Origin of the sequence: Burkholderia sp. 22313, from assembly GCF_052045245.1 — a bacterium.
GTDB lineage: Bacteria > Pseudomonadota > Gammaproteobacteria > Burkholderiales > Burkholderiaceae > Burkholderia.
Map to the genome: position 1 here is coordinate 91196 of NZ_JBQEON010000015.1, position 18856 is coordinate 110051.

An 18856-nucleotide genomic window follows, 5' to 3' on the forward strand; every position below is an offset into this window, starting at 1 on the left:
GCGGCTCCGTCGGCGAGTCGTGACGACCGCTGCGACCGGCCGGGCGGGACGGCATGCGCAAGGGCCGCTCGGCTTCGTTTCGCTCGGTAGCGGCCAGCGGCCCGGCGCAACGCGTCCCGGTTCGGCAATCCGGCCGCGCGTCGGTCCGGTGGCCCGCGCCCCAAAAGCAAACGGCGCGCCCGCGAGGCGGGTGCGCCGTTGCAGCCGGGCGACGCAGCATGCGCCGCCGCCGGGCGTCGTCAGTCCGCGTGGCCGCGGGCGAGCTTCGAGTGGCGTCGCGAATACAGGAAGTAGATCACGAGGCCGATCGCGAGCCAGATGCCGAACGCGGCCCAGGTGACGGGCTGCAGGTTCAGCATCAGGAACAGGCACGAGCCGACCGCGAGGATCGGCACGACCGGCACGCCGGGGCAGCGGAACGCGCGCGGCAGTTCCGGGTGCGTGCGGCGCAGCACCAGCACCGCGATCGAGACCATCGAGAACGCGGCGAGCGTGCCGATGTTGATCAGCTCGGCGAGCACGTTGAGCGGCACGAGCGCGGCGATCAGCCCGAAGAACAGGCCGACGAGCCAGGTCGTCAGGAACGGCGTCGCATAACGCGGATGCACGTGCGACAGCCGCGCCGGCAGCAGCCCGTCGCGCGACATCGCGAAGATGATCCGCGTCTGGCCATAGCTCATCACGAGGATCACGGTCAGCATGCCGAGCACCGCGCCGAGGTCGATGAAGCCCGCGACCCATTTCTCGCCGGCGATCTGCAGCGCATACGAGATCGGGTGCGAGATGTTCGCGTACTGGGCCGACGGCACGATGCCGGTTGCGATCGCCGCGACGGTCACGTACAGCACCGCGCACACCGCGAGCGACGCGATGATGCCGATCGGCAGGTCGCGCTTCGGATTCTTCACTTCCTCGGCCGCCGACGACACCGCATCGAAGCCGATGAACGCGAAGAACATCACGGCCGCCGCGCCGAACACGCCGTTCCAGCCGTGCGGCATGAACGGCTTCCAGTTCGCCGGCGTCACGTGGAACACGCCGACCGCGATCACGAGCAGCACCACCGACACCTTGATGAACACCATGACGTTGTTGATGCGGGTCGACTCGCGGATGCCGATCGACAGCAGCGTCGTGATGACGAGCATCACGAGAAACGCGGGCAGGTTGAACAGCGTCGTGACGCCGGGAACCGCGCTGGGCGCGGCCGTCAGCATGGTCGGTAGCGTGAGCCCGAAGCCCTGCAGCAGCGACTGCAGGTAGCCCGACCAGCCGACCGACACGGCCGACGACGCAAGGCCGTACTCGAGCATCAGGTCCCAGCCGATGATCCACGCGACGAGTTCGCCGAGCGTCGCGTACGAATACGTGTAGATCGACCCCGCAACCGGAATCGTCGACGCGAACTCGGCATACGACAGCGCGGCGAGGCCGCACGCGATCGCGGCGATCACGAACGACAGCATCAGCGCCGGGCCGGCCTGCACGGCGCCCGTGCCGGTCAGCACGAAGATGCCGGTGCCGATGATCGCGCCGATGCCGAGGAAGGTGAGGTCGATGGCGCCGAGCGCCTTCTTGAGCCCGGCGCTGTGCGCGCCGGCGATCATGCGATCGACGTTTTTCTTGCGGAAGAGGGACATTGCGGATGAGTCTCCAGCGCGCGGAACGCGAATGCGCTGATTGAGTGAAAACCCGGAATTTTAGCCGATTTGGCGTGGAAAACCCGTTGCGACGCAGCGGTGCGCTCCGGAATCGTCCGATAAAACAAATGCTTGCGCGCGGTGTGCGGCGGCCGGGAGCCGGCGTGGAGCAGGGCGTCGCGCGAATCCGCGGAGCCCGGCGGCTCAGGCGCCCGACGCCGGCGCCATGTCGACGAGCCGGTTGCTCATCACGTAGAACGTCAGTTCCGCGTTGTTCGACAGCCGCATCTTCTCGAGCAGCCGCGACCGGTACACGCTGACCGTCTTCACCGACAGCGACAGCGTGTTCGCGATGTCGGTGAGGCGCTTGCCCGACGCGAGCATGCAGAGCGTCTGGTATTCGCGGTCGGACAGCTTCTCATGCGGCAGCGGTTCGTTCTCGAACGACACGTATTCGGCGAGCGCCTCGGCCATCGCCGGGCTCACGTACTTGCGGCCGGCCGCGACCTGCCGGATCGCGCCGATCATCTGCGCGGCATTCACCGTCTTCGACAGGTAACCGGCCGCGCCGGCCTTCAGCGCGCGCACCGCGTACTGGTCCTCGCGGTACATCGAGAACATCAGCACCGGCATGCCCGGCAGCTTGCGCTTGATGCGCTTGAGCACCTCGATGCCGTTCGTGTCCGGCAGCGAGATGTCGAGCAGGATCACGTCGAAGGCCTGGCGGTCGACGGCGGCCACCGCGTCGCTGCCGGTCTCGGCCTCGGTCACGTCGCGGGCGACCCCACGGTCGATCAGCAGGTGGCGGATCCCTTGCCGGACGATCGCGTGATCGTCCACGAGCAGGATGTTCAGGCTCATGGCGACCTCAGGAATGCGACGCGCGGCGCGCGGCGGACATCGCGAACAGCGAGTCCCACGCGAAGCGCGCGGTGACGCGCGTGCCGCGGCCCGATTCCGGCGCGCTCGCGTCGAAGCTGCCGCCGAACGCTTCGCAGCGTGCGCGCATGCCGGCGAGGCCATAGCCGGCGCGCCGGCTGCGGGCGAAACCGGTCCCATCGTCGGTGACGAGCAGCGATAGATGCGTGCTGTCCGCATCGATCCGCACGTCGACGGACGCCGCGCGCGCGTGCTTCGCGACGTTCGACAGCGCTTCCTGCGCGACGCGGAAGATCGCGAGTGCGCTGGCGCCGGCGAGTTGCGTGAGACGTGCATCGGCCGCGCAGACGAAGCTCGTGCGCAGCCCGGTGCGCGCCGCATGGCTGTCGACCCATGCCGCCAGCGCACCGACCACGCCGCTGTCGAGTGCCGGCGTGTCGCGCTCGTCGATCAGCCGGCGATTCGCGTCGGTGGCGGCGTCGAGTGCCCGCTGCGCCAGCTCGAGTGCACGCAGGCAACCGTCCGGTGCATCGGCCGGGAGCCACGTTTGAACGTTTGCGAGCGCGAATCGTGCAGCGGTCAGTTCGGCGCCGAGTCCGTCATGCAGCTCGCCGGCCAGATGGCGGCGAGCCGCTTCGTCGGCGACGACCAACTGGGTGGACAGCGCCGCGATCCGGGCCGCGGGTGCGTCGCGTTTGGGGAGGGCGTCGGCCATGGAGGTGGCGGTGGCGCAGTCGTGCATGCGCTGCCGCGACGGGAACGGGGCGTGGGCGCCCGGGGGCGCGTTGAGCGACGTATCCATGACTCTCCCTGCTGTCAGAAAGCGGTTCAGACATCGGCTGGCTGCTTGGCTTGGTTGCCGTTTCGACGACGGCTGCCGCCAGAGAATCGCCCCTTGCCGAGGTAACAAAAGTTACATCTTGTAACGTTTGATTCCGACCCTTCAATGACCATTCGAACGGCAACCGCGCGGGCCGAATAATATCTCAAAAATGTTGAAAAGATCATGTCGGGCAGCCATTTAAGGGTAAATGTGAATAATCGGAATGAAGCTGTTGTAGGAAAAACACCGACACGAAAGCACGCGGCCAGCGCGTATCCAAATGTAACTATTTGAGATGAGATGGTCCCAGTTTGTTACGAATTCGCCAAGTCGGGACGAAAAAAAACCGGAGCTTTTTGCTCCGGTTCTTGATGCGGCACAAATTCGGGGATCGATCAGTCCACGAATGCGCGCTCGATCACGTAGTGACCCGGTGCGCTGTTCTTGCCTTCGACCAGGCCGGCCTGCTTCAGCAGGTCGGTCGTATCCTTCAGCATCGCGGTGCTGCCGCACAGCATCACGCGGTCGTTTTCCGGCGAGAACGCCGGCACGCCGAGATCCGTGAACAGCTTGCCCGTCGCGATCAGGTCGGTGATCCGGCCCTCGTTGTCGAACGCTTCGCGGGTGACCGTCGGGTAGTAGACGAGCTTTTCCTTGATGATGTCGCCGAGGTATTCATGGCCCGGCAGGTCGTGCTTGATGTAGTCCATGTACGCGAGCTCGCCCTTCAGGCGGCAGGTGTGCGTCAGGATGACCTTGTCGAAGCGTTCGTAGATGTCCGGGTCGCGGATGATCGACATGAATGGCGCGAGGCCCGTGCCGGTCGACAGCATCCACAGCGTCTTGCCGGGCAGCAGGTTGTCGGCGACGAGCGTGCCGGTCGGCTTCTTGCCGATCAGCACCGGGTCGCCCACCTTCAGGTGCTGCAGGCGCGACGTCAGCGGGCCGTTCTGGACCTTGATGCTGAAGAATTCGAGGTGCTCTTCGTAGTTCGGGCTGACGATCGAGTAGGCGCGCGCGAGCGGCTTGCCGTCGACCTCGAGGCCGACCATCGTGAATTCGCCGTTGTTGAAGCGCAGGCTCGGCTCACGGGTGCAGGTGAAGCTGAAAAGCGTGTCGGTCCAGTGATGGACGGATTGGACGGTGGCGGTGTCGTATTTGCTCATGGCTTTGAAAACGGACGCGCGTGGCGAACGCGTGTAACGGGCCCAAGAACGGGCAAAAAAACCGAGTGCGTCGACCCGATCGCGGATCGGCCGGCCGGCGCGTCGGACACGCGCCTTCTCGATGACAGACGTTTGAGGAACTCGTTATTTTACCCTGCTTGGGGCAGATGCGGGCTTGACCCGCGCGGCTGCGCGGATTTGGCGCAACGAATTATTTCAACGGGCTTTCAGCCAGGGGGCCCGCGCTTCGCGCCGGGTCCGGCGAGCGCGGCGGCGCACGGTGCCTCGGGCAGGTGCCGCACGCACCGGTAGCCGCGCGTCGGCGGCTCACTGCGCGGCGGGTGGTTCCGGATCCAGGCGCAGCCGCGCGATATACGGCAGGTGATCCGACAGCCACGCGGTTTCGCCGGACGGTGCCTGCCATTCGAGCGGCGTCAGCCCGCGGACGAACATCTTGTCGAGCGCGAGCGCCGGCGAGAACGCGGGGAACGTGCGGCCCGACTGGCCGAGCAGCGTCGCGACTTCGGACAGCCCGATCTCGCCGAACAGCGCGACCGAATCGTTGCGCCAGTCGTTGAAGTCGCCGGCGAGCATCAGCGGGCCGTCGCCCGCGTTGCGCACGATCCAGTGCGCGATCCAGTGCATCTGGCGCAGCCGCGCCGCGCGCGTGAGCGCGAGGTGCGCGCACAGCAGCGTGACGGGGCGCGCGCCGGCGAGCGTCGCGCGCGCGACCAGCAGCCCGCGCCGCTCGAAGCGGTGCGCGGAGATGTCCCAGCGGCCGCCGAGGTCGAGCGGATGCGGCGACAGGATCGCGTTGCCGTGCCGCCACGACGGCTTGAACACGTTCGGCCCGAGCGCGATCTGCCAGTCGAGCGCCTGCGCGATCTCGGTGGCCTGGCAGTGCCACACGTCGTCGACCGCGTCGTCCATCGGCGCGCCGAAGCCGGGTGCGAGCAGCGGGCGCGGCATGCGGCGCGCCATCGCTTCCTGCAGAAAATACACGTCGGCGTGCGTGGACTGCATCCAGTTGCGCATCGCGTTCCATGCGGTGAAGCCGAGCGGCGAGCGGCCCTTGTGCAGGTTCCAGCTGACCGCGGTGAGTTCGTCGGGCGCGGCGTGCGGTTCGGCGAACGGCAAGGACAGGGCGTCGGCGGACATGGTGTTCAGTCCTTCGCGACGTGCGCGCGCACGCGGTAGACGAGATGCGGATGTTGCTCCACGAGGGTCCAGTCGGTCCATGCATCGCTGCCGACCGACAGCCCCGGGTGGCTCGCGACGATCTGCCGCGGCGACGCGGGCAGGCAGGGATCGCTGCGCGTCGCGTTTTCGTCGTCGAGCGTTTCCTGCACGTCGAGCGCGAGCGATACCGTGTGCGCGGCGTCGTCAACGGTGAGCGGCGCGACCGTCACCGAGCGCGAGCGCTCGGTCGGCACGACGCGCGCGGCATTGCCGCAGCCGACGGGCACGGCGGACGGATAGCGATGGGTGTCGGTGCGGGTTTGACCCACGGTGGTGCGCTGCTGGAACGTGTCGATCGTCTGACCGTCGCGCACGACCTGGATCTCCCATGCGACGACGGCTGGTGCGGGGCTCTGCGCATGGGCGGCGAGCGCGACGCTCGCGAGCAGGACGGCCAGGCCGTGTTTCAGCATGAAGCTTCTCCGGAAACGCGGGGGAGCGGGGAACGGACGCACATCTTACGCCCGATCGATTTGGACGGTGGTCTGACAGGATGCGTCGCGGCAGGTTCGCAGCACGATCCGGTCCTGATCGAAAGGCGGGTTCGCGACACGCGTTTTCAAGCGAAGAAGCGCGCGAACTCGGCGACGCTCGCGCGCTCGGTGACGAGGCGGTTTTCGACCGCGTCCGGATCGGCATGGCCGAGCGATATCCCGCAGACGAGCTGTTCGTTCGCCGGGATGCCGAGCTGCCCGGCGACGATCCGGTGGAACGGCACGAACGCGGCCTGCGGGCAGGTGTCGAGGCCGCGGGCGCGCGCGGCCGTCATCACGCCCTGCATGAACATCCCGCAGTCGAGCCACGCGCCGTGCGTCATGATGCGATCGAGCGTGAAGAACAGCGCGACCGGCGCATCGAAGAAGCGGAAGTTGCGCGCGTGCTGCGCGTGCATGCGCGCCTTTTCGTCGCGGCCGATGTTCAACAGCCCGTACAGGTCCCAGCCGACCTTGCGGCGCCGGTCGATATACGGCGACACCCATTCGCGCGGGTAGTAGTCGTACTCGGCGACGTATTTCTCGTCGCGCGCCGGATCGTCGTGGGCAGCCGTGAGTGCCGCGGCGAGCGCGTCGCGCGTGGCGCCGGTCGCGACGTACACGCGCCACGGCTGGATGTTGGTGCCCGACGGCGCGCGGCTCGCGGCTTCGAGGATCGCCTCGAGCGTGTCGCGCGGCACGGGCGTCGGCAGGAACGCGCGAATCGCGCGACGCGACTTGAGCGCGGCGTCGACGGTGTCGACAGTGCGGGCCGCATCGGTGGCGACGCGCGGGGCAGCAGCGGGGACGGACATCGGCAACCCTTCGAAACGAAGCGCGCGGCGCCGCGCGGGCGCCGTCGGCGAGGCCGGCGCGGCGGCCGGTGAATCATCGATCATACGCCGCGCCGCACGACGCCGCAGTGCGCGCGCGGTGTTAGCAGCAGACCCGGGCGGCTGCTTGCTTGCACGCCGACGCGGGATCGCTACACTGAAATCGTAAGGGTCTGATGGGTGTGTGACGGCAGCGGTAGCGAGGTTGGTATGACGACGGCGATGGTGAAGCAGGAACTGGCGGTGGCGTCCTTCAGCACGGTGTATGACCTCGAGCAGGTCGAGACGGCGCTGAACGACTTGAACGAGAGCGCGAGCGACGCACTGCGCGCCACCTACGAGCGGATGCTCAAGACCGGCAATCTGCGCTTTTGCGTGAAGCCGAACCGGATGCCGTCGTTCGACGAACTCGGCGACGCGCTGCCCAATTTCACCGAGCCGCTCGGCGACGTGCGCAAGCAGGTCGCGCTGTGCCTCGAGACGGACGACCGGCTCGAACTGATGCCGATCCTGCTGCTCGGGCCGCCCGGCATCGGCAAGACGCATTTCGCGAAGGCGCTCGCGCAGCTGCTCGGCACCGCGTATCACTACGTGCCGATGAGTTCGCTGACGGCCGGCTGGATCCTGTCGGGTGCGTCGTCGCAATGGAAGAACGCGAAGCCCGGCAAGGTGTTCGAGGCGCTCGTCAACGGCAGCTATGCGAACCCGGTGATCGCGGTCGACGAGATCGACAAGGCCGGCAGCGATGCGCAATACGATCCGCTCGGCGCGCTGTACGCATTGCTCGAGCACGACACCGCGCGCGCGTTCGTCGACGAATTCGCCGAGGTGCCGATCGATGCGGGCAACGTGATCTGGATCGCGACCGCGAACGACGCGCAGGCGATTCCGGAGCCGCTGCTGAACCGGATGAACGTGTACGAGATCGCGGCGCCGGATGCGGCCGGCGCGCGCCGGATCGCGCAGACGATCTACGGCGAGATCCGCACGGCGCACGCGTGGGGGCGGCGCTTCCCGGACACGCTCGACGACGATGCGCTCGACGTGCTGGCGGCGACGCCGCCGCGCACGATGCGCCGCGCGCTGCTGCATGCGTTCGGCGCCGCGCGCCTCGACGGCCGCGACGTGATCGCACCGGCCGACATCCGCGCCGACGAGGGCGCGGCCAAGCGCCGGCCGATCGGATTCTGAGCCGGCGGCGCGCGTATCGACGGAGACACATGCGGATACACACGTGTTCGGCAAGCGGGCGAACCGGGACGTACAATTCCTTTCTCTCCCCTCGACGCGTGAGCGACGCGAAACGCCATGGAGCAGATGGATTGTGTGGTGATCGGCGCGGGCGTGGTCGGTCTGGCCATTGCACGGGAACTCGCCGCGCGCGGGCGCGAGACGATCGTGCTCGAGGCGGCCGACGCGATCGGCACCGGCACGAGCTCGCGCAACAGCGAGGTGATTCACGCCGGGCTCTACTACCCGCGCGGGTCGCTGAAGGCGATGTCGTGCGTGCGCGGGCGCGATCTGCTGTACGAATTCTGCGACACGCATCACGTGCCGCACCGGCGCACGGGCAAGCTGCTCGTCGCGACGAGCGCCGCGCAGGTGAAGCCGTTGAAGGCGATCGCCGCGCGCGCGGCGGAAAACGGCGTGCTCGACCTGATGCCGCTCACGCGCACCGAGGCCCAGACGCTCGAGCCCGCGCTCGATTGCGTGGAGGCGCTGTTCTCGCCGAGCACCGGCATCGTCGATAGCCATCAGCTGATGCTCGCGCTGCTCGGCGACGCGGAGCGCAACGGTGCGACGTGCGCGCTGAAATCCCCGGTCGAGTCGATCGACGTGCTGCGCGGCGGCCGCTTCGTCGTGCGCACCGGCGGCGACGCGCCGGCCGAAATCGAGGCCGCGTGCGTGATCAACAGCGCGGGCCTCGGCGCGCAGGCGCTCGCGCACCGCACGCGCGGCCTCGATCCGCGCTGGGTGCCGCCGCTCTATCTCGCGCGCGGCAATTATTTCAGCCTGTCCGGGCGCGCGCCGTTCTCGCACCTCGTCTATCCGATGCCCGACCGGGCCGGGCTCGGCGTGCATCTGACGCTCGACCTGGCCGGACAGGCGCGCTTCGGCCCGGACGTCGAATGGGTCGATGCGCTGCGTTACGAAGTCGATCCGGCGCGCGCGCAGGCGTTCTACGCGTCGATTCGCGCGTACTGGCCGGAACTGCCCGACGATGCGCTGCAGCCGGCCTATGCGGGCATCCGCCCGAAACTCGCGGGGCCCGGCGAGCCGCCGGCCGACTTCATCGTGCAGGGCGCGGCGCAACACGGCGTGCGCGGGCTCGTGAACCTGTTCGGCATCGAGTCGCCGGGGCTGACCGCGTCGCTCGCGCTCGCGCAGCGTGTCGGCGACATGACGTCGCACGCGTGACGCACGCGGCCCGTCCGTGCGGGCCGGCCGTGGGCATCCCGCGCAACGCGCCGTGTGAAATTCCTTATCTCCGGCATTTCGGTGCGCACATTCATTCGCTTGAGCGTTATTCTGTCGAACGGCTGTCGCCAGAACAGCTTTCAAACCAATAACGTTGGAGCGAGTCCCCATGAAAGCAACCCGTCGGAGTTTCCTGATTACGAGCATCGGTGCAGTGTCCGCGCTGGCGCTGTCGCGCGAAGCGCTGGCCGATGCGCCGATGCTGTCGGAGACCGATCCGACCGCAGTGGCGCTCGGCTACAAGTCCGATGCCACGAAGGTCGACAAGGCGAAGTATCCGAAGTATGCAGCGGGCCAGGATTGCGCGGCCTGCATGCTGTTCCAGGGCAAGAAGGGCGCGGCCTCGGGCCCGTGCGGCGCGTTCCCCGGCAAGCAGGTGTCGGCGAAGGGCTGGTGCAGCGCCTTCTCGAAGATGGGTTGAGTCCGGGCGGCATCGTGCGATGCCGCATTGTGGCGAAAACCGCAAAACGCCTGCCATCGGACGATGGCAGGCGTTTTTTATGCTTGAAAACGGTTCCGTCGCTTTCTACACTCGCTGCAAACCTGCGCGCCGCGGCACCCCCGCGCGCCGCGCCGCCCGACACGGCGTATTCACGAGGACGAGGCACGCATGGCGACGATTGCGAATTCAACCAAGACGATCCGGCCCGAGCGTGCGCTGAACCGGCGCGCGGTGGCGGCGGCCGTGATCGGCAACGCGCTCGAGTGGTACGACTTCACGGTGTTCGGCTTCATGACGGTCGTGATCGCCGAGCTGTTCTTCCCGACATCCAGTGAGTATTCGTCGCTGCTGCTGACCACCGCGACGTTCGGCGTCGCGTTCTTCATGCGCCCGATCGGCGGCATCGTATTCGGGTTGTACGCGGACCGCGCGGGCCGCAAGGCCGCGCTGTCGCTCGTGATCCTGCTGATGACGGTCGGCATCTTCCTGCTCGCGATCGCGCCGCCCTATGCGGCGATCGGCATCGGCGGCCCGCTCCTGATCGTGCTCGGCCGCCTGTTGCAGGGCTTCTCGGCAGGCGGCGAATTCGGCAGCTCGACCGCGCTCCTGATCGAAGCCGCGCCGTTCTCGAAACGCGGCTTCTACGGCAGCTGGCAGATGGCGAGCCAGGCGGCCGCGCTGCTGATCGGCGCGCTGGTCGGCGCGGCCGTCACGCGCGGGCTGTCGCCCGACGCGCTGCGCAGCTGGGGCTGGCGCGTGCCGTTCATCCTCGGGCTCGTGATCGGCCCGATCGGGTTCTATATCCGCCGTCATCTCGCCGATTCCGAAGCGTTCCTGCACGCGCAGCAGAGCGCGCGCCGCGCGACGCTCGGCGAAGTGTTCACGCGCCATCCGCGCGAGGTGCTGTGCGGGCTCGGCTCGGTGATCGCGCTGACGGTGACGATCTACGTGCTGATCAGCTATCTGCCGACCTTCGCGGTGAAGCAGCTGAAGCTGCCGTATGCGCAGTCGTTCTACGCGGTGATCGTCGGCAACCTGCTGCTGATGGTGCTGTCGCCGATCGCGGGCGCGTGGTCGGATCGCATCGGCCGCAAGGGGTTGTCGCTGTGGTCGCTCGTGCTGACGCTCGCGCTGATGTATCCGCTGTTCGCATGGCTCGACGCGGCGCCGAGCATCGGGCGGCTGATCGCGGTGCAGGCCGTGCTGTCGGTGACGCTCGCCGGTTATTACGGACCGTTCGGCGCGATGATCGCCGAGCTGTTCCCGGCCAACGTGCGCTCGACCGGGTTGTCGATCGCGTACAACGTCGCGGTGATGCTGTTCGGCGGCTTCGGGCAGTTCATCGTCACGTGGCTGATCAAGGCGACGGGCACGCCGCTCGCGCCGACCTATTACGTGATGGCGGGGATCGCGCTGTCGATCGTCGCGGTTGCATTCGTGCCGGCGCGCAGCGCGGATCTCGATGCGCCGGCCTGACGGTGCGTTCCACGACAGGCATTTCATTATTTCGGAAAACGCAATGATATGCGGCGCGGTCCGGGTATTCACGCGGACTTCACGAATGACGCACGTTCGCATGCGCATGCGAATTGTTTAGTTGTCGAAGGAAACACGCGCGGGATCGTCGAAACGGCCGCTTGCGCACGCAAAGGCATTTTTCGTGCGGGCGAGACATCGGCAAAAACCCGCGTGAGCACGTCTAGAAGAGTTTTTTCTCCAGCTTGTTGCAGAATCGCTAGCTCAAGTAATATCCGCGTACCCGGCCCCTGGGGGGGACCGGTTCCGATCTGGAGACCTGGAGGAAACATGGAATACAACCGTCTGTTGCACACCCTGCGTGTTACCGCCATTGCAGGCGTGGCAGCGGCATCGCTCGGCGTCGCGGGCTCTGCATTCGCACAGATCCCGAACAAAACGCTCGTCTACTGCTCAGAAGGCAGCCCGGCGGGTTTCGATTCCGCGCAATTCACGACCGGCGTCGATTTCACCGCCGCCACGTTCACCGTCTACAACCGTCTCGTCGAATTCGAGCGCGGCGGCACCAAGGTCGAGCCGGGCCTCGCCGAGAAGTGGGATGTCTCGTCCGACGGCAAGGTGTATACGTTCCACCTGCGTCACGGCGTGAAGTTCCACACGACCGACTTCTTCAAGCCGACGCGCGAATTCAACGCGGACGACGTCGTGTTCTCGTTCGAGCGCATGCTCGACCCGAACCAGCCGTTCCGCAAGGCCTACCCGGTGTCGTTCCCGTACTTCACCGACATGGGCCTCGACAAGCTGATCACGAAGGTCGAGAAGGTCGATCCGTACACCGTGAAATTCACGCTGGCCGAGCCGAATGCGCCGTTCATCCAGAACATGGCGATGGAATTCGCGTCGATCCTGTCGGCCGAATACGCGGATCAGCTGATGAAGGCAGGCAAGGCCGCCGACATCAACCAGAAGCCGATCGGCACGGGCCCGTTCATTTTCCGCAGCTACACGAAGGACGCGACGATCCGTTTCGACGGCAATCCTGATTACTGGAAGAAGGGCGCGGTGAAGGTCTCGAAGCTGATCTTCTCGATCACGCCCGATCCGGGCGTGCGCGTGCAGAAGATCAAGCGCAACGAATGCCAGGTGATGAGCTATCCGCGTCCGGCCGACATCGCGACGCTGAAGGCCGACTCGGGCATCGACATGCCGTCGCAGCCGGGCTTCAACCTCGGCTACCTCGCGTACAACGTCGAGCACAAGCCGGTCGACAAGCTCGAAGTGCGTCAGGCACTCGACATGGCGATCAACAAGAAGGCGATTCTCGAATCCGTCTATCAGGGCGCAGGCCAGGCCGCCAGCGCGCCGATGCCGCCGACCCAGTGGTCGTACGACAAGAACCTGAAGATGCCGGCGTACGACACCGCGAAGGCGAAGGCGCTGCTCGCGAAGGCCGGCTTCCCGAACGGCTTCGACATCACGCTGTGGGCGATGCCGGTGCAGCGCGCGTACAACCCGAACGCCCGCCTGATGGCCGAGATGATCCAGGCCGACTGGGCGAAGATCGGCGTGAAGGCGAAGATCGTCACGTACGAGTGGGGCGAGTACATCAAGCGTGCGCACTCGGGCGAGCAGGACACGATGCTGATCGGCTGGACGGGCGACAACGGCGACCCCGACAACTGGCTCGGCACGCTGCTCGGCTGCGAGGCGATCAAGGGCAACAACTTCTCGCACTGGTGCTACAAGCCGTTCGACGACCTGATCCAGAAGGGCCGCACGACGACGGGCCAGGACGCGCGCACGAAGATCTACACGCAGGCTCAGCAGATCTTCGCGCAGCAGCTGCCGTTCTCGCCGATTGCGAACTCGACGGTCTACCAGCCGGTTCGCAAGAACGTGGTCGACATGCGCATCGAGCCGCTCGGCTATGCCCGCTTCGACGGTGTCGGCGTGAAGTAATACGTCCCGTATAAGCTTTTACGAAGACCGAGACCGGCCATTCATCCGGCGGCGGGAGGCCAAAAGCTTCCCGTCGCCGGTCGCACATTTCCCACAAGAAAATACGAGACGCATCATGTTCACTTTCGTGTTGCGCCGCGTGGGGATGGTGATCCCGACCTTCATCGGCATCACCATCCTGGCGTTTGCGCTGATTCACCTGATACCGGGCGACCCCATCGAAGTGATGATGGGCGAGCGCGGCGTCGATCCCGCGATGCATGCGGAGGCGATGAAACGCCTCGGGCTCGACCAGCCGCTGCCCGTGCAGTACATCCACTACATCGGCCGGGCGCTGCATGGCGACCTCGGCACGTCGATCATCACCAACACCAGCGTCGCGGGCGAATTCTTCGCGCGCTTCCCGGCGACCGTCGAACTGTCGCTGTGCGCGCTCGTGTTCGCGCTCGCCGTCGGCCTGCCGGCCGGCGTGATCGCCGCATTGCGGCGCGGCTCGGTCGTCGATCACGGCGTGATGGGCACCGCGCTGACCGGCTATTCGATGCCGATCTTCTGGTGGGGGCTGATCCTCATCATGGTGTTTTCGTCCTACCTCGGCTGGACGCCCGTGTCGGGCCGTATCGCGGTCGAATACGACTTTCCGCATCCGACGGGCTTCATGCTGATCGACGCGCTGCTCGCGCCGGACGAAGGCTCGTTCAAGTCGGCGGTCAGCCACCTGATCCTGCCCGCGATCGTGCTCGGCACGATCCCGCTCGCGGTGATCGCGCGGATGACGCGCTCGTCGATGCTCGAAGTGCTGCGCGAGGACTACATCCGCACCGCCCGCGCGAAGGGGCTGTCGCCCGTGCGCGTGGTCGTCGTGCATGCGCTGCGCAATGCGCTGATCCCGGTCGTCACCGTGATCGGCCTGCAGATCGGCACGCTGCTGGCCGGCGCCGTGCTGACCGAGACGCTCTTTTCGTGGCCCGGTGTCGGCAAGTGGCTGATCGATGCGATCGGCCGCCGCGACTATCCGGTCGTCCAGGGCGGCATCCTGTTGATCGCGACGCTCGTGATCGTCGTGAACCTGGTCGTCGACCTGCTGTACGGCGTGCTGAATCCGCGCATCCGCCACACGAGGTAATTTCATGAGCAATCTGCAAAACACCCTGCCGAGCGAATCCGCGCCGGCCGGCGGCCGTGCGCTCGCGCTGCGCGAGTTCTGGGCCAACTTCTCGCGCAACCGCGGCGCCGTCGGCGCCGGCATCGTCGTGCTGGTGCTGATCCTGGTCGCGCTCTTCGCGCCGCTGATCGCGCCGCACAGCCCGGTCGAGCAATACCGCGACTCCGTGAAGATCCCGCCCGCGTGGCTCGACGGCGGCAACTGGAGGTTCATCCTCGGCACCGACGAAGCGGGCCGCGACATCCTTTCGCGCCTGATGTTCGGCGCCCGGATGTCGTTCTGGATCGGCTTCGTGTCGGTCGTGCTCGCGCTGATCCCCGGCATCGTGCTCGGGCTCGTCGCCGCGTTCTTCCAGAAGTGGGCCGACACGCCCGTGATGCGCATCATGGACGTGCTGCTCGCGCTGCCGTCGCTGCTGCTCGCGGTCGCGGTCGTCGCGATCATCGGCCCGGGCCTCACCAACACGATGTTCGCGATCGCGATCGTCGCGCTGCCGGCCTATGTGCGTCTCACGCGCGCCTCGGCGCTCGGCGAACTGCAGAAGGAGTACGTGACGGCGTCGCGCGTGGCCGGTGCCGGCACGCTGCGCCTGATGTTCTCGCAGGTGCTGCCGAACTGCACGGCACCGCTGATCGTGCAGGCGACGCTCGGCTTCTCGTCGGCCATCCTCGATGCCGCGGCGCTCGGCTTCCTCGGCCTCGGCGTGCAACCGCCGACCGCCGAGTGGGGCGCGATGCTCGCGTCCGCGCGCGACTACATCGACAATGCCTGGTGGATCGTGACGATGCCCGGCCTGTCGATCCTGATTTCGGTGCTCGCGATCAACCTGCTCGGCGACGGGCTGCGCGACGCGCTCGATCCCAAACTGAAGCGGATGGCATGAACATGCGCAGCCAAGATCTTCTGACCATCCGCAATCTCGCGGTGAACTTCAACGGCCTGCCCGCGGTCGACCGGATCAACCTGTCGGTCGCGCCGGGCGAGGTGGTGGGCGTCGTCGGCGAATCGGGCTCGGGCAAGAGCGTGACGATGATGGCGCTGATGGGCCTGATCGATGCACCGGGCAAGGTGACGGCAGACGAAGTCACCTTCAACGGCGTGGACCTGCTGAAGGCGTCGCCGAAGGCGCGCCGCAAGATCGTCGGCAAGGACATCGCGATGGTGTTCCAGGATGCGCTGACGAGCCTGAACCCGAGCTACACGGTCGGCTACCAGATCAAGGAAGTGCTGAAGCTGCACGAAGGGCTGCGCGGCGACGCGCTGCACCGGCGCGCGCTCGAGCTGCTCGACCAGGTCGGCATTCCCGACGCGAAGAACCGCATCACGTCGTTCCCGCACCAGATGTCGGGCGGCATGAACCAGCGCGTGATGATCGCGATGGCGGTGGCGTGCAACCCGAAGCTGCTGATCGCCGACGAGCCGACCACCGCGCTCGACGTGACGATCCAGGCGCAGATCATGGATCTGCTCGTGAAGCTGCAGAAGGAGCGCGGGATGGCGCTCGTGCTGATCTCGCACGACCTGGCCGTGGTGTCGGAGGTCGCGCAGCGCGTCGCGGTGATGTACGCGGGCGAGGTCATCGAGACCAATCGCGTGCCGGACATCTTCCGTGCGCCGCATCATCCGTACACCGAAGCGCTGCTCGCGGCGATTCCCGAGCACAATCAGGGGGCGCGTCGTCTTGCCGCGTTGCCCGGCATGGTGCCCGGCCGCGATGATCGTCCGTCCGGGTGCCTGTTCGCGCCGCGCTGCAAGTACGTCGTCGACGATTGCCGCAAGGCGCGCCCGGCGCTCGATACGCTCGTACCGGCCAACGATGCGATGCGCGCGCGCTGCATCAAGCCGCTCAATGTTTCCAATCTCGACCTGACGGGAGGCGCACGATGAATGCAGTCCACGAAACGCGTGCCGCTTCGCACGACGAGGAAGCCGTGCTGGTCGCCGACCAGCTCGCGAAACACTACACGGTCAAGCGCGGGATGTTCGGGCAGGGCACCGTGAAGGCGCTGAACGGCGTGTCGTTCACGCTCAGGCGCGGCAAGACGCTCGCCGTCGTCGGCGAGTCGGGCTGCGGGAAGTCGACGCTCGCGCGCCAGCTCACGATGATCGAGACGCCCACCGCGGGCAGCCTGATGATCGACGGCAAGAACGTCGCCGGCGCAAACCGCGAGACGGTCGCCGACCTGCGCCGCCGCGTGCAGATGGTGTTCCAGAACCCGTTCGCGTCGCTGAACCCGCGCAAGACCGTCGAACAGACGCTGTCCGAGCCGCTCGAGATCAACGCGAACCTGACGGCCGCCGAGCGCGCGGCGCGCATCGCGCAGATCATGCGCACGGTCGGCCTGCGGCCGGAGCATGCGAAGCGCTATCCGCACATGTTCTCGGGCGGCCAGCGCCAGCGGGTCGCGATCGCGCGCGCGATGATCCTCGATCCGCGGATCGTCGTCGCCGACGAGCCGGTGTCCGCGCTCGACGTGTCGATCCAGGCGCAGATCCTGAACCTGTTCATGGATCTGCAGGAACAGTTCAAGACGAGCTACGTGTTCATCTCGCACAATCTGTCGGTGGTCGAGCACATCGCGGACGACGTGATGGTGATGTACTTCGGCAGCGTCGNCGGCGACAAGGCGACGATCTACGCACGGCCGCGCCATCCGTACACGCGCGCGCTGATGTCGGCGACGCCGGCGATCTTCGAGGAAGACCGCCGCGTGCAGATCAAGCTGCAGGGCGAGCTGCCGTCGCCGCTCAATCCGCCGTCGGGCTGCGCATTTCACCAGCGCTGCCCGTACGTGGTCGAGCGCTGCCGCGTCGAGGAACCGCAGCTGCGCGACGTCGACGGACGTCGCGTGGCCTGCCATCGCGCCGAGGAGGTCGGGGAGGGAGATGCCTGATGGTTTGGCGGCGCGCGCGCCTGGCGTGCGCCGTTCGGGGGTCGGCACGGCGCGCGTGATGCGCGCGTGCCGCAACGCACGGCGCTGGAGCGTGCGCACGGTCACGGGCGCGGCGCTGGCCGGCGCGTGCGTGGCCGCCAGCGTGCTGGTCCCGGCCGACGCCGCGCGGGCCGAAGGGCGCGCGCCGGCGAGCTCGCCGATCCGTCCGTCGCAGGTCCCGCCGCCCGGCATGAACCTGCCGGGCTTTCACGCGCCGTCCGCGTCGAATGGCACGGTCGCGCGCGGCACGGTGCGCGTGCAGCCCGCGCGCATGCCGTTCTACGTCGCCACCCGGGGCAAGGTCACGCTGTACGTGCTCGGCACGCTGCACACCGGCGACCCGTCCGACTATCCGCCCGCGCAGCCGTTCCGGCCGGGCATCCTCGCGGCGCTCGCCGCGTCGCCGACGCTCGCACTCGAGCTCTCGCCGGACGATCTGCTCGAATCGCAGGACGACGTGTCGAAGTACGGCGTGTGCCGCTACCCGTGCCTGCAGCGGCTGCTGCCCGAGCCGCTGTGGCAGCGTCTCGCCGCGCGGCTGCGCGGCAACCCGGCCGCGCTCACGGAGATCCGCCGGATGCGGCCGTGGCTCGCGGCGCTGGTCGTCGAGACCTACGACTCGCTGTCGGCCGGCCTGCAGACCGAATACGGCACCGAGGCGCAGCTGCAGAACGTGTTCCTGAAGAAGAAGGGCGGCCGCGTGATCGGGCTCGAGACGCTCGCCGAGCAGATGCGCGCGTTCACCGGGCTGACGCTCGCCGAGCAGCGCGAGATGCTCGCGCAGGACATGGTGCAGACGCCGGCGCAGAACGCCGACGACATCAAGACGCTGCACCGGCTGTGGCAAATTGGCGACGCCGATGCGATCTGCGCGTGGGCGGTCGCGAAGAGCGAGCGGCTGGCCCGTTCGAAGGCGTTGTCGGCGTCGATCGACAACAAGATCCTGTACGAGCGCAACCGCCGCTTCGTTGCACGGATGACGGCAATCGCCGCGCCGAACCGGCCGGTATTCGTCGCGATCGGCGCGCTGCATCTGGGCGGCCAGCGCGGCGTGCTCGAATTGTTGCGCCAGCAAGGATACCGGGTCGACGCGAACTGATCGCGCCGGGCGGCACGCACCGATCCTCCCCTGTTTGATCGACGGCGCGCGCGCGTGGCGAGCCGCCTGCGCGACCGCGCGATGCGATCAGGAAAACCCTCGAATCCTCAGGAAATAGCGTTTAAAACGATTGACATCCCGTTCGGCCAATCTCTATTCTTCATCCCACAAGTTGAAAAAATGAAAAGAATAGATAAAGTTCTACGGGGTAGCAGAAAACAAAGCGCGGGGTTAGCGTAGCCGGCACGTGA

At 67.2% G+C, this 18856-nt stretch carries 17 protein-coding genes; 10 read left to right on the forward strand and 7 right to left on the reverse strand.

The genetic code is table 11. The annotated features are described in order from the left end of the window. Window positions 1-239: 239 nt before the first annotated feature. From ACTJKF_RS14775 to ACTJKF_RS14805, 7 genes are all read right to left on the reverse strand, one after another. The gene (locus ACTJKF_RS14775; protein ID WP_440624251.1) at window positions 240-1640 is read right to left on the reverse strand and encodes an amino acid permease; all 1401 of its coding nucleotides are present in this window, start codon (window positions 1638-1640) and stop codon (window positions 240-242) included. A 204-nt stretch (window positions 1641-1844) separates the two neighbouring features. After that, the gene (gene rqpR / locus ACTJKF_RS14780) at window positions 1845-2501 is read right to left on the reverse strand and encodes a response regulator transcription factor RqpR (RefSeq protein WP_440624252.1); all 657 of its coding nucleotides are present in this window, start codon (window positions 2499-2501) and stop codon (window positions 1845-1847) included. 7 nt (window positions 2502-2508) lie between these two features. Then, window positions 2509-3321, reverse strand: coding sequence for a quorum system sensor histidine kinase RqpS (gene rqpS, locus ACTJKF_RS14785; protein ID WP_440624253.1), 813 nt, complete (start codon window positions 3319-3321; stop codon window positions 2509-2511). Between the two features lie 416 nt (window positions 3322-3737). Continuing rightward, window positions 3738-4508 carry a ferredoxin--NADP reductase gene (locus ACTJKF_RS14790; protein ID WP_321819432.1) on the reverse strand — a complete coding sequence of 257 codons (771 nt, stop codon included), beginning with the start codon at window positions 4506-4508 and terminating at the stop codon, window positions 3738-3740. A 327-nt stretch (window positions 4509-4835) separates the two neighbouring features. Next, window positions 4836-5666 (reverse strand): endonuclease/exonuclease/phosphatase family protein, encoded by an 831-nt coding sequence (locus ACTJKF_RS14795; RefSeq protein ID WP_440624254.1) that lies wholly within the window; start codon window positions 5664-5666, stop codon window positions 4836-4838. 5 nt (window positions 5667-5671) lie between these two features. Continuing rightward, complete coding sequence (locus ACTJKF_RS14800) at window positions 5672-6160, reverse strand: hypothetical protein (RefSeq protein WP_440624255.1); 489 nt, start codon at window positions 6158-6160, stop codon at window positions 5672-5674. 146 nt (window positions 6161-6306) lie between these two features. Next, window positions 6307-7035 (reverse strand): nitroreductase, encoded by a 729-nt coding sequence (locus ACTJKF_RS14805; protein ID WP_440624256.1) that lies wholly within the window; start codon window positions 7033-7035, stop codon window positions 6307-6309. 228 nt (window positions 7036-7263) lie between these two features. Between ACTJKF_RS14805 and ACTJKF_RS14810 the strand changes: the two genes are divergently transcribed. The 10 genes from ACTJKF_RS14810 to ACTJKF_RS14855 all read left to right on the forward strand — a co-directional run bounded on the left by ACTJKF_RS14810 (window position 7264) and on the right by ACTJKF_RS14855 (window position 18605). Continuing rightward, window positions 7264-8244 (forward strand): AAA family ATPase, encoded by a 981-nt coding sequence (locus ACTJKF_RS14810; RefSeq protein WP_440624257.1) that lies wholly within the window; start codon window positions 7264-7266, stop codon window positions 8242-8244. Window positions 8245-8361: 117 nt separating this feature from the next. Beyond that, window positions 8362-9471 (forward strand): NAD(P)/FAD-dependent oxidoreductase, encoded by a 1110-nt coding sequence (locus ACTJKF_RS14815; RefSeq protein ID WP_440624258.1) that lies wholly within the window; start codon window positions 8362-8364, stop codon window positions 9469-9471. A 169-nt stretch (window positions 9472-9640) separates the two neighbouring features. Next, window positions 9641-9952 (forward strand): high-potential iron-sulfur protein, encoded by a 312-nt coding sequence (locus tag ACTJKF_RS14820; RefSeq protein ID WP_440624259.1) that lies wholly within the window; start codon window positions 9641-9643, stop codon window positions 9950-9952. A gap of 189 nt (window positions 9953-10141) precedes the next feature. After that, a complete protein-coding gene (locus ACTJKF_RS14825; RefSeq protein ID WP_440624260.1) occupies window positions 10142-11449 on the forward strand; it encodes an MFS transporter in 1308 nt (435 codons plus the stop codon). Window positions 11450-11779: 330 nt separating this feature from the next. Continuing rightward, on the forward strand, window positions 11780-13408 hold the full coding sequence (locus tag ACTJKF_RS14830; RefSeq protein WP_440624261.1) for an ABC transporter substrate-binding protein: 1629 nt from the start codon (window positions 11780-11782) through the stop codon (window positions 13406-13408). A gap of 115 nt (window positions 13409-13523) precedes the next feature. Next, entirely contained in the window at window positions 13524-14534 is a 1011-nt protein-coding gene (locus ACTJKF_RS14835; RefSeq protein WP_440624262.1) for an ABC transporter permease subunit, read from the forward strand. Window positions 14535-14538: 4 nt separating this feature from the next. After that, window positions 14539-15456, forward strand: a complete 918-nt coding sequence (locus ACTJKF_RS14840) for an ABC transporter permease subunit (protein ID WP_440624263.1) — start codon at window positions 14539-14541, stop codon at window positions 15454-15456. A gap of 2 nt (window positions 15457-15458) precedes the next feature. Beyond that, on the forward strand, window positions 15459-16460 hold the full coding sequence (locus ACTJKF_RS14845; protein WP_440624264.1) for an ABC transporter ATP-binding protein: 1002 nt from the start codon (window positions 15459-15461) through the stop codon (window positions 16458-16460). Next, window positions 16457-17467: a peptide ABC transporter ATP-binding protein gene (locus ACTJKF_RS14850; protein ID WP_440624265.1), complete on the forward strand. Its 1011-nt coding sequence runs from the start codon at window positions 16457-16459 to the stop codon at window positions 17465-17467. The genes ACTJKF_RS14845 and ACTJKF_RS14850 overlap by 4 nt, the downstream gene beginning before the upstream one ends. Beyond that, window positions 17460-18605 (forward strand): TraB/GumN family protein, encoded by a 1146-nt coding sequence (locus tag ACTJKF_RS14855; protein ID WP_440624266.1) that lies wholly within the window; start codon window positions 17460-17462, stop codon window positions 18603-18605. The genes ACTJKF_RS14850 and ACTJKF_RS14855 overlap by 8 nt, the downstream gene beginning before the upstream one ends. Window positions 18606-18856: the final 251 nt, after the last annotated feature.

Coding starts and splice junctions, on each gene's coding strand:
- ACTJKF_RS14775 (WP_440624251.1), bottom strand. CDS start 1,640: ATGTCCCTCTTCCGCAAGAAAAACGTCGATCGCATGATCGCCGGCGCG.
- rqpR (WP_440624252.1), bottom strand. CDS start 2,501: ATGAGCCTGAACATCCTGCTCGTGGACGATCACGCGATCGTCCGGCAA.
- rqpS (WP_440624253.1), bottom strand. CDS start 3,321: ATGGATACGTCGCTCAACGCGCCCCCGGGCGCCCACGCCCCGTTCCCG.
- ACTJKF_RS14790 (WP_321819432.1), bottom strand. CDS start 4,508: ATGAGCAAATACGACACCGCCACCGTCCAATCCGTCCATCACTGGACC.
- ACTJKF_RS14795 (WP_440624254.1), bottom strand. CDS start 5,666: ATGTCCGCCGACGCCCTGTCCTTGCCGTTCGCCGAACCGCACGCCGCG.
- ACTJKF_RS14800 (WP_440624255.1), bottom strand. CDS start 6,160: ATGCTGAAACACGGCCTGGCCGTCCTGCTCGCGAGCGTCGCGCTCGCC.
- ACTJKF_RS14805 (WP_440624256.1), bottom strand. CDS start 7,035: ATGTCCGTCCCCGCTGCTGCCCCGCGCGTCGCCACCGATGCGGCCCGC.
- ACTJKF_RS14810 (WP_440624257.1), top strand. CDS start 7,264: ATGACGACGGCGATGGTGAAGCAGGAACTGGCGGTGGCGTCCTTCAGC.
- ACTJKF_RS14815 (WP_440624258.1), top strand. CDS start 8,362: ATGGAGCAGATGGATTGTGTGGTGATCGGCGCGGGCGTGGTCGGTCTG.
- ACTJKF_RS14820 (WP_440624259.1), top strand. CDS start 9,641: ATGAAAGCAACCCGTCGGAGTTTCCTGATTACGAGCATCGGTGCAGTG.
- ACTJKF_RS14825 (WP_440624260.1), top strand. CDS start 10,142: ATGGCGACGATTGCGAATTCAACCAAGACGATCCGGCCCGAGCGTGCG.
- ACTJKF_RS14830 (WP_440624261.1), top strand. CDS start 11,780: ATGGAATACAACCGTCTGTTGCACACCCTGCGTGTTACCGCCATTGCA.
- ACTJKF_RS14835 (WP_440624262.1), top strand. CDS start 13,524: ATGTTCACTTTCGTGTTGCGCCGCGTGGGGATGGTGATCCCGACCTTC.
- ACTJKF_RS14840 (WP_440624263.1), top strand. CDS start 14,539: ATGAGCAATCTGCAAAACACCCTGCCGAGCGAATCCGCGCCGGCCGGC.
- ACTJKF_RS14845 (WP_440624264.1), top strand. CDS start 15,459: ATGCGCAGCCAAGATCTTCTGACCATCCGCAATCTCGCGGTGAACTTC.
- ACTJKF_RS14855 (WP_440624266.1), top strand. CDS start 17,460: ATGCCTGATGGTTTGGCGGCGCGCGCGCCTGGCGTGCGCCGTTCGGGG.